The organism is Novosphingobium mississippiense (assembly GCF_044029535.1).
Classification (GTDB): domain Bacteria; phylum Pseudomonadota; class Alphaproteobacteria; order Sphingomonadales; family Sphingomonadaceae; genus Novosphingobium.
On sequence record NZ_CP147003.1, the window covers coordinates 390,404 to 404,809 of the forward strand.

Consider the following 14,406-nt stretch of genomic DNA (forward strand, 5'->3'; position numbering starts at 1 on the left):
CGCTCAGTCTGTACCGAGAGCGTCGGGAGCAGTGGCGGTGCCATCTCCGAGCGCGATCTGCATGTAGACAGTGTCGAGCCACTGGCCCGCTTTCCAGCCCATGCCGGTCAGCCGTCCGGCGTGCTCGAAGCCGCAGGAGCCGTGGAGGGCAACCGATGCCGGTTCTCCGCCGCCGATGACCGCAACCATCCGGCGGAATCCGTGAGCCTCGGCTGCTTGAAGCAAGGCCACGAGCAGCAGCTTGCCGATACCGGCGCCGCGCCGGTCATGGGCAATGTAGATGCTGTTCTCGCAGGCGTATGCATAGGCGGGACGATCGCGGAACTGCGTGGCGTAAGCGTAGCCCACCACTTCAAGCCCGTCGCAAGCGACAAGGAACGGCCAGCCTCGGCCGGTGACAGCCTCGATCTTGGCCTCGGTGTCGGCGAGGCTCGGCGGCACGACCTCGTAAGTGGCGGTGCCATGGAGGACATGGTGTGCATAGATATCGGCGATCGCGCCTACATCTTTGAGCGTCGCGGGGCGGACCGTGAGCGTCATCGGCGTGTCGCTTCCACGACCTCGCCATCTTCCTTCACGAAAGTGGCGGACTGCGGTGCCGGCAGGAGATCGAGTACCTCTTCGGAGGGGCGGCAGAGCTTCACCCCCAGCGGTGACACGACCAGCGGGCGATTGATGAGGATGGGATGCTCCATCATCGCATCGATCAATGCCTCGTCGGTCAGGTTCTCGTCGGCAAGCCCCAGTTCCGCATAAGGCGTGCCCTTCTCACGCAGCAGTTCGCGCGGCGTCATCCTTGCCCGCTCGATGAGCTGGGTCAGCTGCGCCCGGCTCGGCGGCGTCTTCAGGTACTCGATGACATGCGGCTCGATGCCGGCGCCCCGGATCATGGCCAGGGCATTACGAGAGGTCCCGCACTGCGGGTTATGATAGATGACGATATCGGTCATTGCTCTCTCTTCAGCAGCAGGTGAGTTCGGCCAGGAGCGGTTCGCAAAGCTCGGCGCGCCCCTCACAACAATCCTTAGCAAGGTAGATCATCAGCCCGCGCAGCGCGTCGAGGTTGGCGCGCTGGATCTGATGGCGACCGCGCTTCTCGGACAGCACGAGCCCAGCCTTCGCCAGCACGGCCAGATGCGTCGAAAACGTGCTCTGGGTCAGCCCTGAAGCCTCAACCAGCGAGCCGGTCGGTAGACCGTCAGGCTCGTGGCGGATCAATAGGCGAAAGGCATCGAGCCGGGTCGGATGGCCGAGTGCCGAGAGAATCGAAAGGGCGTCGCCAGTGTCCATGCATCGTGATTATCCGATGCATTTCTTTTGGTCAACATTCCATCGGATATTACCGATGTAAATGAGCGCCTCTCGGGTTGGCTGTTGCTTCGTCACATTTTTCTGGTTCCGGCCCGACTTACCCTACCCAAGTTGATTTTAGAATGTCATGTTCTGACCTGCTTGCTGCCGCTTCCGCTGCCGCTTCCGCTGCCGCTTCCGCCGCCGCTTCCGCCGCCGCATCCGCCGCCGCTTGTGGGTCTCGTGGTCTGCCGACTTTTTCGCCATTCGCGAGCGCGGGAAGGAACGGGGGCTTCGATCGAAGCAGCTGTCGGCTGATCCTTGGTAGTCGGACAGGGGGCGTGCAACCCTGGCCGCTTTTTCCCTCACCGGTTTCGGCTGCCGACCCACTGATAGGCGCGATTGCGCGCAGCTGCCCTAGCAGACATCGCCAAGTCTGATACCCTTGTCAGGCGCCATGCAAAACTGGGCCGGTACCGACACATAGAACTGGGCCCCCTCCTGAATGAGGTGCAATCACCCGATGGTTCTGAAAACGCGACAAACCTAAAACTCCGAGCAGCCGAATCGATACATTCGGATCGGGAACTGCTGACCGGTTCAAGACAAGGGAGGGCTCACGCCCGTCAGTGGGCGATGCAATGAGACGAGGCAGAATGTGCTTATGGTTCGAGTTCATTTGATGCCGAAAGCATCGGCAATAAGCCGAATCTGATATGCGGTTAGAATTTTGCCGTCAGTGACGATGGTATAGCGCCACATGTCAGCGGGATCAGAGTCGAGCACGCGTTGAACGAGCGCATCAATTGCTCCCCTGGCTAGCTCCTCACCCAGAGGAACTTCCGTGCAACCGATCAGCGTTAAGTCATTAGCGAAGAAGAGTACTGCATCCCCCTGTTGAGCAGTTTTCTGCATTGTATTGCTCATCGCGATCCTCGCCAGTTTTAGAGTGCAATTACACGTTCGCCATCTCGTTGTCCGCGCATAAGGTTAACTACTTGTTTCGCGTCACGGCAATCGGAATGGGAGAGGGGGGCAGACACGGATGCGGCTGCGCCCCCTCGAAAGCGCAATTGGGCGTGTCAGGCCAGGGTTCGTCATTTTGAACCGGTTCGTCGCTCTTCCCGGCGCGCGGCGTAATCGTCCAGCACCTTGTTCATGGCCGCGATCGCCTGGTCAAGTGACGCTTGGTTCTCGATACGCGCAAGATCTTCCTTCAGCTCGGTAAAGAAGCGGGCATACTGGTCTTGCCAGTTCTGACCCATTGCGCGGACAAAGTCCTCCCGGTGTCTAGCCTGCGTACGGGAGCGCCGGCGGGCAGTTCCCAGCGCTCGCCGGTCTCGGGAAGGCCGATCTGCGTGTCGGGGACCGGCTGGCAGCAAGGTCGCGCATGGCGCTGAGCGATCCATCCACGCCATGCACCAGGATCCTGAATGCGCCCCCCATCTGCGAGCATGAACTTCAGTAGGTCGGCCGCTGGCCGGGTACGCCAGATCGGGCCGCTGAGCCTTCCGCGACTTCTGCGACTAAGCAAGGGATGCAGGCCAAAATGATTGATGTGGTCATGGGTAAGGATGGCGGAAGCCATCGCTTGCCGATCGAAAGGAAATCGCTCGTTATCCAGCCCCTCCTGCGAGTGGAGCCTGGAAACATCCCGCAAGCGACCGGAAGCGGGGTGCCCAGCGAGAAGCGACGGCAGGAACCGATAACGGTACGCGGTACCGTTGCGGGTGAGCGTAAGCTTGTCGGTCATGGCGGCAGTTGGAACCAGTTGGGTCGAGCCCGCAGTGCGGTCGATCAAATTGCACCGCGCCGGAGCCGTAGGAAAAAATCACCTCCAGGTGCGGATAGCGATTGCTGTTGGCGTCTAGATTTCGAACACCAAGGAGCGGTCGATGAACGACACAGCGCCTGCCGAACTGGTTCGTCGCCAGTATCTGGCGGCCCATGGGGCACACGTAAAGCCGACGTACGAGCACATGATGGCAAAATCGCGCGCTGGCGTGGTCAAGGCCGCGCTCGGCTATCGCCGCGCCGGAGAAATGCCACTGTTTTTGGAGCGCTATCTGGAGGCTCCGATCGAGCAGGTTCTTTCCGACGTCCTTGCTCAGGATGTGCGCAGGGATTCGGTTCTGGAGATTGGCAATCTTGCCGCGGACGACGCCATGTCGTTGATCTCGCTGTGGGGAGCCGTGGCTAACGATCTAGGCGGGCAGTGCGAGGTGGCGGTGGCGACGCTGACCGCGGGGTTGCGCAGCATGTTCGTCAGAATCGGCGTTCCCCTGCACTTTCTGGCACCAGCCAAGATCTGTCGGGTCGACGATCCCGCAATCTGGGGGCGCTATTACGATTGTGATCCCTGGGTTTGCGCAGGGATAATCGAGGAAGGGCAACGGGCGATTTCCGCTTTCTTTGCCCGGCGGCGGAGGGCGGCGCTGTGAGTGGTCTGCTCGAAATCCTGCGCGGTCACGCCGTCCGCGCCCCGGAAGCGATCGCGATTGACCCTTGCGTGGCATCGCCGCTCAGTTGGGCGGATCTGGTCAATCTCGTCGCGGCGAAGGTTGCAACTCTCGAAGGTCCCCAAGCCACCTCTCTCTACGTGATGGCAGGGGATCACGGCGTTGACATGGCCGTGCTCGAACTGGCCCTGCTCGAAGCAGGCGTTCCAGTTCTTTCGCTGCCGACGTTCTTTACGCAGGACCAGATTGACCATGCGCTATCCGCATGCGGTTTGGAGGGCGAAAATGCCCACTTGCCGCAGCCCGCGCCGTCGCCATTGCCCCATGGGACGGCGCGGGTCACTTTCACCTCCGGATCAACCGGGAGGCCCAAAGGAGTCTGTCTTTCGGCGCCGCATATGCTCGCAGTGGCCGGGGCCGTTGTCGGGACTGTGGGACATGCCCATGCGGGGCGCCATTGCGCCGTACTGCCACCGGGCATCCTGCTTGAAACCGTCGCCGGCTATTTCGCGACGATGATCGCGGGTGGCACTTATGTCTGTCCGCCGCAGGCCGACATCGGCCTTGGAGATCCGTTCCGTCCGGATTTCGGGCTTATGGTCGATCAGATAGCGAAGTTGCGAATTACGTCGCTGATCCTGGTTCCCGAGTATCTCGCCGGTCTGGTGGCAGCACTGGAAGCGAGCGGCCGAGCGTTGCCAGACCTGACACTGGTAGCTGTGGGAGGGGCGCGGGTATCGGTCGATCTGTTGGGTCGTGCCAGTGCATTGGGATTGCCCGTCAGACAGGGGTACGGCCTGACGGAATGTGCTTCAGTAGTTTCGCTGGAGGAGGAGAGCGAGGAAGTCACCGGGTCGGCGGGAAGACCGCTCGGCCACGTGCGTGCTTCGATAGCGGCAGATGGCGAGATCATCCTGGAGGGGGATGCTTTCCTCGGTACCATCGGCGAGCCGCGCGTTTCCGGACCATTGGCGACCGGCGATATCGGACGGATCGACGATAAAGGGCGGCTTTGGATAGAGGGACGCAAGTCCGCGCTCATCGTCACCAGCTTCGGTCGCAATGTCTCGCCCGAATGGTTGGAGAATGTCCTTCTGGCGCAGCGCGGCGTGGCTCAGGCGATGGTCCACGGCGAGGGCAAGCCGCAGCCCGAAGCGCTGCTGGTTGCCGCACATCCCGATGCTGATCTGGCGGGGGCCGTTTTCGCCGCGAATGCCACGCTCCCTGCCTATGCGCGCATCGCGTCGTGGCGTGAGGTGTCGCCATTCACCCCGACCAATGGTCTCCTGACCGGCCATGGTAGAATTCGGCGCAAGGCGATCGCACAAGTCTGGCTCGCACGCATGCCTGCGTTTTTCGACGAGCTCGAAGCATTTACCTGGCGGGATCGTCTGCGGTTCCTGGCCATTCCGCAAGTGAAGGCAGGGCTTGCAGGGACGATTACCCGCCGCGCCTACATCGATTACCTGACACAGGCCTACCATCATGTGCGGCACACTGTGCCACTGATGCGCGAAGCTCGGGCCGGCTTGTTGAAGCGGCCGCGCCTTGTCCGCGCGCTGGACGGCTACATCGACGAGGAGACCGGCCACGAGGAGTGGATACTTGCCGACATCGCAGCTGCGGGCGGGAATGCGGATGCAGTGCGTGCCGGCAGGGCCAATACCGCCACGGCGGCGATGGTGGACCATGCCTATGCCGCCATTTCCGCAGGTAATCCGGTAAGCTTCTTCGGGATGGTCTATGTGCTGGAAAGCGTGAGCGTGGCGCTAGCGCAGCGCGGTGCCAGCGCGGTTGCTGCCAATCTCGGACTGCCGCCCGAAGCCTTCACCTATCTCACTTCGCACGGCGCGCTCGATCAAGACCATATGACGTTCTTCGCCGGTCTGGTGAACGGCCTGGATGACGAGGTGGATCGCGCAGCAATCGTGACGATGGCACGCGACATGTTCGGTTTGTTTGGCGCCGTGTTCGCCTCGATTGCACTGGAGGACGATCATGTCAGGGCTTGAGGGAAAGCATGTTCTCATTACCGGCGCGGCGGGCGGCATCGGTATGCCGGTGACGCGTCTGCTGCGCGAGCTCGGAGCCACCGTCACCGGAATTGATCGCGCGCCATGCCCGAACTGCGATGCCTCGATCGTGACGGACTTGTCCGACGAAGGCGCGCTAGCGGTTCTGGCCGAGCAAGTGGCAGCGGATTGTCCCGACATTCTGGTCAATATCGCCGGCATCATGCGTTTTGGCTTGCATGAGAATCAGCCGATCGAGGCGTTGTCGCTGTGCTACAGGGTCAATCTGCTGGTTCCTGCGGTGCTGGCTCGTGCTGTCGCTATGCCCATGCGGACGAGGGGATCGGGTCAGATCGTCAATATCGGCTCCGTGCTGGGAGCCATACCTTATCCATGGTTTGCCGCCTATTCGAGCAGCAAGGCCGGGCTGGCTGCCCTGAGCCAGGGGTTGCGGCGGGAACTGATGGGCAGTGGCGTCACGGTAACCCACATCAATCCCCGCGCTGCGCGCACAGCGTTCAACAATGGCGAAGTGAACCGCTTTCTCACGCTTACCGGGATGAAAGCGGACGCGCCGGAATGGGTGGCCCGGCGGATTGTCGCGGCAATCGTCAGGCAACGGGAGACCGTAACTATCGGCGCACTGGAACCCATTTACGCCGCACTCAATGCCATTTCTCCCAGGCTTATCGATACCGGCCTTGCGGCCCAGATCCGCAAAGCCCGGGTCGAATTCGGCTGACTGAAATCCGAAAAAAGAAAGGACACGTTCCGATGCGCAAGCATATCGTGATGAGCTTCCTGCTCGCCCCAATCGTGGTCGCAGCAATGCCCTTCGCCGCCCATGCCGACATGGCATCTGATGTGAAGGCGGTGAACGATGGTTGGGCCCATATCACGTACGAAGTGCGGGGCTCTAGCACCCAAACCAAGGCGCTCGACCAACTGGCACATCAGGCGGCGACTGTCGCCGCGCGCTATCCGGGCCGGGCGGAGCCGCTGCTGTGGCAGGGGATCATCACCAGCGAACAGGCCAACCGCGCGAACTTCTTCCATAAGCTTGGTCTCGCCACCCAGGCGCGAGACCTGATCGCCCGGGCCTACTCCATCGACCCTCGCGCAGCGCAGGGCGGCGCGGCGCTCAGTCTCGGCGTGCTTTACTACAAGGTCCCTGGCTCGCCGCTCGCTTGGGGTGATGATGCGAAGGCGGGCCGCTTGCTGAAACAAGCCTTGTCCGTGGATCCGAATGGTCTCGATTCCAACTACTTTTACGGCGATTACCTGCTCAAGCAGGGAGACAAGGCCGGAGCCCGTGCCTACCTGCAAAAGGCCCTGCGTGCGCCGCACGATGGCTCGCGCCCGGTGTGGGATGCAGGGCGGCGCCGTGAAGTGCAGGCCCTGCTCGCCAAGGCTGCATGAAGCATTTCGCTCAGAGCCGGGCCAAATAGTGAGCCTTTCGGATAAGCTCGCCCGTCAACTGGCCCGGCCCAGCGGCCTTTCGGGGCGCTGGCTGGGCCGGGTTATGGACCTCGCAAACAAGCGCCCTACGAGCCTTGCCGTGGAATGGCTTGCGCCCTCGGATGGCGAAGTGATCCTTGATGCCGGATGCGGCACAGGGGCGGCCATGATGAGAATATCCCGGCGCGCCGATTGCCGGCTGATTGGAGTGGACCTCTCGCCGACAATGATCGCCGTGGCCCGTCGCCGCCTCCAACACCGAGCCGAGTGCCTGGTGGCACCGCTGGTGCAAGTGCCGTTGGCGCCGGCATCTTTGGACGCGGTGCTCGCGCTCAATGTGCTCTATTTCGACGATGCAGAACAGGCCATGTTACGCTCTTTACGCAGATTGCTGCGTGAAGGTGGGCGGCTGGTGGCGTACGTCACCGAACGGCGAACGATGGAGGGCTGGCCCTTTGCGCAGCGGGGCCTCCATCGTCTTTATGATGCCGAGCAGTTAGGTGTCGCTTTCCTCGCGGCCGGGTTTGCGAACGACCGGGTCGAGATCAAGCAAATGAGGTTTCGTAGCGGGATAGACGGTCTTCTGGTTCGTGCTTGGGGATGATCTCATTTTCGCTTGAGCCCGCCGTGCTCAAGAAAGAGAAAAGACATCGAGGTCGCCGATTCTCCCCCACGCTCTTTTGCAGCTCGGTTGGGTGGTGGACGGTCTGTGCCCAAGGCCAGCGTTGGCTTCATTTGCAACCCCATACGGTTTCCGTCGCCGTCTTCGTTGTCGATATGATACTCGCAATATTCGGTTTCCCGCCTGCTCGGCAAATCTCGAAGATTGAAGAAATGCCATGGGGAATAGGTCAAGTACCTTCCCGCACCGCTATTTCAGACTAGTCTTGGCTCGCTGACGCTGGCTTTCACGCCCGACCGTGACAACCAACTCAATGCGACAAGAGCAGTGGCATATCTGAACTGGCTAGCATCGAATGAGTTACGCCGCCCCAAAGTGCCTCAAGTGTTGGCGGATGGTGAAACGCGCCCAATACGATGTACGATGCTCCGAGGTTTTGTGCATGCGTGAGAAGGACTTCACAGACGTGTTCTCCCGCCAAACGGTCTGCCGCGTATATTTGGGGTCGAATGCCATGGCGCGACAAGTAGGTCGCAGCGTCATTCGCTGCGAATGGCCCCATTGGGTCAACGATGCTGAGCAAAACAACCTCGCTGGCGAGCTTGAGTAACGGGACCGCCTCCCGCAACGCCCGCTGAACCTCGGAAGAACCATTCCAGGCAATCACAACGGTTCCGGCAAGATTCAGTTCTCTTGCCGGCGGCGGAACGGCAAGGATCGCACGGCCTGTGCTACCGGCCAATCGTTGACACAAGTGCTTCAATTCAAAGGAACCGGCCTTGTCAAGTCGTGCCGAAAGGACGACGAGGTCGGCGAGCATCTCGGCACGCCTGATCGCGTGCGCAGGGAAGTCCATGGTTTCCTGCCAACTCCATTCGATGTCTTCGTACCCGAGGCGGGGTTCGAGCCGCGCACGATTTCTGGCTGCACTTCGTTGCTGGCTATCGAGGGCAATCATGGAGGCTGCGCCTTGGTAATCGCCAAAAAGGCCAAAACCGAGAGGCGTCGGCGGGACAATGACATCAAGGCACATGAGGTGGCCGGCCACCGCGCGGGTTACGGCGAGCGCCGCCAGCAGTCGCGCTTCCTGACCTGAGTCTTCGTGAACGGGGAGTAGAATGTTCTTCATGACTATCGTCTCCGGTCGCACCGGGGGTGACACTATCGTCATGGTGCATGAGGCAAATCAGCAATGTTACGGGTGCGACGGGGATATACGGCGCTTCATGAACGCTACAGTTTTCGCCGGGCCGAGCAGAGATGCCGCAGCTAGTGGATCATGTTTGCAATTTCGTCCGCATTGTAGAGCTCCGATGAGCGATAGCGGGAGACCAGAGGCGTGCTTCGAGAGGATACCAGTCCCGGTTGCTATGACGTCGCTGGCTGCTTTCCAAGTTTCGCCTCATGATGCGCTGCATATTCGTCGAGCACTTTGCGCATCGCCGCGATCGCTTCCTCGCGTGCGGCTTCGCTTTCGATCCGGGCAAGGTCTTTTCTCAATCCCGTAACGAGGTGGGCATAATGGTTCTGCCAGTCCTGTCCCAGCGCATGAACGACATCCTCGCGGCCTGTCTCCAAGCGACAGGCGGGCACGCCGGCGGACAATTCCCAGCGCTCGCCGATTTCGGGGATGCATATTCGCGCGTCTGGCACCCTGGTAGCGGCCAATTCGCGCATCGTTGTCAGTGCGCTGTCCTCACCGTGAACAAGGAACAGGGTGCCGTGGACTGGCGCACGGGCGGTGATCCAGTCCAGCAGTTCGCCCTGGTCTGCATGAGCGGAATAGGAATCGATACGGCGCACGGCAGCCCGCACCATTACATCTTGGCCAGAGATGCGCACGCGGCTCGCGCCGTCGAGAATCACCCGGCCAAGCGTGCCTGCTGCCTGAAAGCCGACAAACATGATCGTTGCTTCCCGCCGGTAGAGGTTGTGCATCAGGTGGTGGCGAATGCGTCCGGCTTCGCACATGCCGGAAGCGGCCATGATGATCGCGCCCTTGACCGAATTGAGACGGATCGATTCCGCTACGCTTTCCACATAGTGCAATTGCGGATCGTCGAATGTGGATGGGCCGGCAATGTCTTCCAGTTCGGCGGCGTGGCGGCGGAACACATCCGTGGCCTGGCTGGCCAACGGACTGTCGATGAACACGGGGGCACGCGGAATAGCACCTTCGCGCAGCAGCGCGACTATGTCGGCCAGCAGTTCCTGCGTCCGCTCCAGCGCAAAAGTCGGGATCACCAGATTGCCGCCGCGATCGAGTGCAGCACGGATTTCGGCGGCGAGCAAATGTCGCCGTGCTTGAATGGTTACAGGTTCCCGTCGGCGGTCCCCGTAAGTGCTTTCGCAAAGCACATGATCGAAGCCGGATGGGCCTTCGGGATCGGCGTGGAAAGCCTTGTTCTCTGGCCCAATGTCGCCCGAGCACAGCACGCGCACGCCGTCCGCCTCGAGCTCCACCGAGGCTGATCCAAGAATATGGCCGGCGTTCCACAGGCGGGCCTTGAATCCTGGAGCAGGGCTAAATGGCGTCTCCAACTCAACGGCTCGGCATTGGCTCCACGCGGCAAGACCGTCGGCCTCCGTGTAGAGCGGCTGAAATGGCGTTTCGCCTGCCCTGTCGCGGCGGTGGTTGCGCCTCGCAGTATCCGCTTCCTGAATGCGACCGGCATCTGCGAGCATAAATTCGAGCAAGTCGGCGGTCGGGCCCGTGCACCAGATGGGCCCGGTAAATCCTTCGGCAACCAGCCTCGGCAGGAGACCGGAGTGGTCTATGTGCGCGTGCGTGAGGATGACAGCATCGATCTCCTTGGGCTTGAAAGGAAGCGGCGCCGCGTTGAGGCCCTCGAGCGTTCGAGAACCCTGGAATAATCCGCAATCGACGAGGAGGCGCCGACCTCCCAGATCAAAGAGATGGCACGAGCCGGTGACGGTCCGTGCGGCCCCGTTAAACGTGAGTGTAAGTTTGCGGGTCATCGAGACCTCCTCTTCCCATTGCCTGAGAGCTGAGTTGATCGGGAATGCGCCAGAAATCGTATTGGCAGAACGCGTACAAGCGGAGCCTGCTCGGCTGTCATCTGGTTTCAACAAAACTGGGTGTTCTGAACATTGTTTCCTATCTCATCGCGTCCTTTTTCAATATCTCGGCAGAGACGAGATAAATCCCAACGAGCCCGGCAATGAGGGCCATCACCGCTTCTCTCGGTGCTTCGAATCCGACCAGTGCGGAAAAGGACAGATATGGTAGGGTGAGCGCCAGACAGAGGCACGCACTGGCTGAAATGATGAGAGCCGGATCGGGCCGGCTCTGCCAGAACCGCTGCCTGGTGCGGATGATGAATACCACCAGGATCTGCGTTGCCATCGACTCGACGAACCAAGCCGCACGGAAATCCGGCACATCGACATGGAACAATCGGACGAGCGCAGCCATCGTTGCGATATCGAACACAGACGACAGAGGCCCCATGATGAAAGTGAAGCGCACAAGCGCCCGCATATCCCAACCATGCGGCTCGGCGAGGTCCGCAGGGTCGGCGCGGTCAAACGGGATGCCGACCTGGGACAAGTCGTAGAGCATGTTGTTGAGCAGAACCTGCACCGCTGTCAGCGGCAGAAAGGGCAGGAATACCGAGGCAAGCGCCATTGTCAGCATGTTTCCGAAGTTGGAACTGGTGCCCATCCGAATGTATTTCATGATGTTTGCGTACGTGCGTCTCCCTTCGGCGACCCCGTCCGCCAGCACATTGAGGTCCTGATCAAGCAGGATCATATCGGCAGCTTCGCGCGCCACATCGGTGGCGTCGTCCACGGAAAGACCAATATCACCAGCCCGAATGGCGGGTGCATCGTTGATGCCGTCTCCAACAAACCCGACAGTATGCCCTCGCGACTGCAATGCCCGCACGATCCTCAGCTTCTGGTCAGGAGCGACCCTGGCGTAGAGATCGACAGCATCTACGCGAGCGGCCAGCGCATCGTCGGAGAGGCCTGCAATTTCGGCACCGGTGAGCATGCCGGATACCGGCAAGCGCAATTGAGCCACCAGATGGTCGATCACAACACCCGCGTCCCCCGATATTATCTTTATACGTATCCCCGCCGAGACAAGTCTGGTGATCGCGCTTGTTGCGCTTTCCTTTGGGGGATCGATGAAGACACAAAGGCCTGCGAAAATGAGGCCTGCATCATCATCGCTCTCAATATGCTCACGGTTTGCTGCGGGCTTCCATGCCACTCCCAGCATGCGCAACCCTTGCGCGGCATTGTTGTCGTGAAAACCTTTGATGGCCTCCACAAGTTTTGCGTCCATCGGAACGAGCGTTCCATCGGGATTTTCGGCCTGCGTGCACAGAGCGAGGATGGTTTCCGGTGCGCCTTTCACGATCTCGATCCGGCAGCCCTCTCTCTCTGCAAGGACCGAGACCCTGCGGCGCTCGAAATCGAAGGGGCGCTCGTCGAGCTTACTCCAGCCATCGAAGGGATACGTTGCAAGGTGGGTCAGTAACGCATCGTCGAGAGGGCTCTTGAGGCCGGTTTCAAAACGGGCATTGACGGCGGCCAATTCGGCTACGCGTTCGCTGTCCTGTCCGTCTATCCCTGGGTGGGCCACCATGGCGATCTGGGCTCGGGTCAAGGTTCCGGTCTTGTCGGTGCACAGGACATCCATTTCGCCAAGATCGTGAATCGCCGAAAGGCGCTTTACCACCACTTTGGCTTTCGCCATGCGCAAGGCGCCTCGGGCGAGCGCCACGGTGACGATCATCGGCAGAAGCTCTGGTGTCAGACCGACTGCAAGCGCCATTGCGAACAAAAACGATTCCAGCGGTGGCCGGCCGAGAGCGAGGTGTGTGAGCAGGACGAACAGGACCAGAAATACCGTCAGCCGAACGATTACGATTCCCAGCCTATGGAGGCCGCGCTCGAATGCAGTGGGCGGTTGGTTGTCGGCAAGTGATCCGGCGATCTGGCCGAACTGCGTTTTGGATCCTGTGGTCGCAACGAGCATCGTTGCAGAGCCTGCGATCACTGAACTGCCGTGCAACACGGCATTGGTCGCCGAGCCGATGTCGTCCGCTTGGCTGGCCGTCGCTTCCTTGGATACCGGATATGGTTCACCGGTTAGCGCGGCCTGATTGACTTGAAGGGAGTTGGCAGTGATGACAATGCCATCGGCCGGTACAAGATCGCCTGCGGTAAGCGAAACGACGTCGCCCGGGACCAGATCCTCGACCGGCAGTTCGGTCCTTTTGCCGTCTCTGAAAACGCTGGCCCTGAGCGCAATCGAGCGTTTCAGCGCCTCCGCAGTCGCTTCTGCACGGCGTTCCTGGACGAGATCCAGACCGGTCGACAAGAACACGACTGTGACGATAATGATGAAACTGGCCATATCGCCGGTGAAGCCGGCGATTGCCGAGGCTACCAGCAGGATCGCGACCAGGGGATTGGACAGTCGGCGAGCAAGATCGCGCACCATGCTTTTTCGTCTGGCCTGGGCGATCCTGTTCGGGCCGAACAGTGCAAGACGGCGTGAAGCCTCAACACTCGTCAGGCCTTGATTATCGGCACCGAGTGAGGTCTTCACCTCCTCGAGCGAGCTTTTCCAGAAATCGGCCGTAGCCTCCTTCACCGCCGGCGCCCTGTGAAGCGAAGAAGCGAGAGGAACAGATTTAGGAAATCGAGGTAGAGCGTAAGGGCACCGACGCTGGCGCTACTATCGTCGGGATCATGAATCTGGCTATCGAACATTCGCTTGAGTCTTTGGGTATCGTAGGCTGTTAACGCCGCGAACAGCACAACTCCCGCGCCCGAGATCATCATGTCGAATCCGTTTGAGCCGATGATCAGATTGGCAGTCATTGCCACGATGAGCCCCACCAGTGCGATCATGAGAAAGTTGCCAAGGCCGGAAAAATCATGCCGAAGCATGCCGCCCAGCATTGCCAAGGCGATGAAGGCACCGGCAGAGGCAACGAAGGCAAGAAACAGGCCAGCGACGGATATGCCCGAGAGGGCAGTTGCCAACGAAAACCCCACGAGGACTGCGTAGAGTGCAAGCAAGGCGCGTGCGGTGCCGCCAGACATTCGGCTCACGCCGGCACCTATCAGGAGAACCAGCGCAAGCGGGCTCAGGAAAATGATCCAGCCTGCCATCGTGAGACCGGAAGGGCCGACCAATGCATCCTCGAGTGAGGGGAGGCGCACCAATGAATAGGCTGCGACAGCTGAAAGGCCTACGCTGAACGCCATCTGGAGGAAAACGGAGTTCATGAACCTGGCGCGGGAAGCGATCCTGCACTCCAATGGCGAACTGGTCTGGCCGTCTAGATAACGAATAGCCACGCGTTGGACTCCGAATCTGAATTGCCTTCTTGAGCCCGGGGCGCCAGCCATCGCATCCGTTATGGTACGTAGCTTTCCCAGTGCCGGTACATCCATCCCCGTCATAAATCCCAACTGACAGGTCAGTCGCGACTCGGAACGGTGACGTGGCCCATGACACGCGATGTGCAAACTCACGGACACTCCGGCACAAGCTGCGGGAATTTGCGCTATGGGTGAT

Annotated in this window: 15 protein-coding genes; 5 read left to right on the plus strand and 10 right to left on the minus strand. The window is 60.6% G+C overall.

Translation table 11 applies throughout. The annotated features are described in order from the left end of the window. Positions 1–3 precede the first annotated feature (3 nt). The 5 genes from WBP06_RS20310 to WBP06_RS20330 form a co-directional block, all read right to left on the minus strand. Positions 4–540 carry a GNAT family N-acetyltransferase gene (locus tag WBP06_RS20310; protein WP_395336653.1) on the minus strand — a complete coding sequence of 179 codons (537 nt, stop codon included), beginning with the start codon at positions 538–540 and terminating at the stop codon, positions 4–6. Further along, complete coding sequence (arsC, locus tag WBP06_RS20315; RefSeq protein ID WP_395336656.1) at positions 537–950, minus strand: arsenate reductase (glutaredoxin); 414 nt, start codon at positions 948–950, stop codon at positions 537–539. The genes WBP06_RS20310 and arsC overlap by 4 nt, the downstream gene beginning before the upstream one ends. 10 nt (positions 951–960) lie before the next feature. After that, positions 961–1,290: an ArsR/SmtB family transcription factor gene (locus WBP06_RS20320; RefSeq protein WP_395336659.1), complete on the minus strand. Its 330-nt coding sequence runs from the start codon at positions 1,288–1,290 to the stop codon at positions 961–963. Between the two features lie 675 nt (positions 1,291–1,965). Further along, positions 1,966–2,217 carry a hypothetical protein gene (locus WBP06_RS20325; protein WP_395336661.1) on the minus strand — a complete coding sequence of 84 codons (252 nt, stop codon included), beginning with the start codon at positions 2,215–2,217 and terminating at the stop codon, positions 1,966–1,968. A gap of 170 nt (positions 2,218–2,387) precedes the next feature. Beyond that, a complete protein-coding gene (locus WBP06_RS20330) occupies positions 2,388–2,555 on the minus strand; it encodes a hypothetical protein (protein WP_395336663.1) in 168 nt (55 codons plus the stop codon). Between the two features lie 630 nt (positions 2,556–3,185). Here WBP06_RS20330 and WBP06_RS20335 point away from each other — a divergent pair. The 5 genes from WBP06_RS20335 (at position 3,186) to WBP06_RS20355 (ending at position 7,823) form a co-directional block, all read left to right on the plus strand. Further along, positions 3,186–3,731: a thermostable hemolysin gene (locus tag WBP06_RS20335; protein WP_395336664.1), complete on the plus strand. Its 546-nt coding sequence runs from the start codon at positions 3,186–3,188 to the stop codon at positions 3,729–3,731. A gap of 68 nt (positions 3,732–3,799) precedes the next feature. After that, entirely contained in the window at positions 3,800–5,761 is a 1,962-nt protein-coding gene (locus WBP06_RS20340) for an AMP-binding protein (RefSeq protein ID WP_395336666.1), read from the plus strand. After that, positions 5,748–6,503, plus strand: a complete 756-nt coding sequence (locus WBP06_RS20345) for an SDR family NAD(P)-dependent oxidoreductase (protein ID WP_395336668.1) — start codon at positions 5,748–5,750, stop codon at positions 6,501–6,503. The genes WBP06_RS20340 and WBP06_RS20345 overlap by 14 nt, the downstream gene beginning before the upstream one ends. 32 nt (positions 6,504–6,535) lie before the next feature. Next, the gene (locus WBP06_RS20350; protein ID WP_395336670.1) at positions 6,536–7,180 is read left to right on the plus strand and encodes a tetratricopeptide repeat protein; all 645 of its coding nucleotides are present in this window, start codon (positions 6,536–6,538) and stop codon (positions 7,178–7,180) included. Positions 7,181–7,208: 28 nt separating this feature from the next. Then, positions 7,209–7,823 carry a class I SAM-dependent methyltransferase gene (locus WBP06_RS20355; protein WP_395336672.1) on the plus strand — a complete coding sequence of 205 codons (615 nt, stop codon included), beginning with the start codon at positions 7,209–7,211 and terminating at the stop codon, positions 7,821–7,823. Positions 7,824–7,825: 2 nt separating this feature from the next. On the opposite strand, the gene WBP06_RS20360 is transcribed toward WBP06_RS20355, so the two are convergent. The 5 genes from WBP06_RS20360 to WBP06_RS20380 form a co-directional block, all read right to left on the minus strand. Then, positions 7,826–8,074: a hypothetical protein gene (locus tag WBP06_RS20360; protein WP_395336674.1), complete on the minus strand. Its 249-nt coding sequence runs from the start codon at positions 8,072–8,074 to the stop codon at positions 7,826–7,828. Between the two features lie 77 nt (positions 8,075–8,151). After that, positions 8,152–8,970, minus strand: a complete 819-nt coding sequence (locus WBP06_RS20365) for a universal stress protein (protein ID WP_395336676.1) — start codon at positions 8,968–8,970, stop codon at positions 8,152–8,154. 239 nt (positions 8,971–9,209) lie between these two features. Next, a complete protein-coding gene (locus tag WBP06_RS20370) occupies positions 9,210–10,820 on the minus strand; it encodes an MBL fold metallo-hydrolase (protein ID WP_395336678.1) in 1,611 nt (536 codons plus the stop codon). A 139-nt stretch (positions 10,821–10,959) separates the two neighbouring features. Then, positions 10,960–13,473 (minus strand): magnesium-translocating P-type ATPase, encoded by a 2,514-nt coding sequence (mgtA, locus tag WBP06_RS20375; RefSeq protein WP_395336681.1) that lies wholly within the window; start codon positions 13,471–13,473, stop codon positions 10,960–10,962. Further along, the gene (locus WBP06_RS20380) at positions 13,470–14,186 is read right to left on the minus strand and encodes a Bax inhibitor-1 family protein (protein ID WP_395336683.1); all 717 of its coding nucleotides are present in this window, start codon (positions 14,184–14,186) and stop codon (positions 13,470–13,472) included. Before WBP06_RS20380 ends, mgtA begins: the two co-directional genes overlap by 4 nt. Positions 14,187–14,406: the final 220 nt, after the last annotated feature.

What these genes read in the sequence shown, in the direction of transcription:
- WBP06_RS20320 (WP_395336659.1), bottom strand. Translation starts at nt 1,290, where the DNA reads ATGGACACTGGCGACGCCCTTTCGATTCTCTCGGCACTCGGCCATCCG.
- WBP06_RS20365 (WP_395336676.1), bottom strand. Translation starts at nt 8,970, where the DNA reads ATGAAGAACATTCTACTCCCCGTTCACGAAGACTCAGGTCAGGAAGCG.
- WBP06_RS20325 (WP_395336661.1), bottom strand. Translation starts at nt 2,217, where the DNA reads ATGAGCAATACAATGCAGAAAACTGCTCAACAGGGGGATGCAGTACTC.
- WBP06_RS20310 (WP_395336653.1), bottom strand. Translation starts at nt 540, where the DNA reads ATGACGCTCACGGTCCGCCCCGCGACGCTCAAAGATGTAGGCGCGATC.
- WBP06_RS20345 (WP_395336668.1), top strand. Translation starts at nt 5,748, where the DNA reads ATGTCAGGGCTTGAGGGAAAGCATGTTCTCATTACCGGCGCGGCGGGC.
- WBP06_RS20370 (WP_395336678.1), bottom strand. Translation starts at nt 10,820, where the DNA reads ATGACCCGCAAACTTACACTCACGTTTAACGGGGCCGCACGGACCGTC.
- arsC (WP_395336656.1), bottom strand. Translation starts at nt 950, where the DNA reads ATGACCGATATCGTCATCTATCATAACCCGCAGTGCGGGACCTCTCGT.
- WBP06_RS20350 (WP_395336670.1), top strand. Translation starts at nt 6,536, where the DNA reads ATGCGCAAGCATATCGTGATGAGCTTCCTGCTCGCCCCAATCGTGGTC.
- WBP06_RS20335 (WP_395336664.1), top strand. Translation starts at nt 3,186, where the DNA reads ATGAACGACACAGCGCCTGCCGAACTGGTTCGTCGCCAGTATCTGGCG.
- WBP06_RS20330 (WP_395336663.1), bottom strand. Translation starts at nt 2,555, where the DNA reads ATGGGTCAGAACTGGCAAGACCAGTATGCCCGCTTCTTTACCGAGCTG.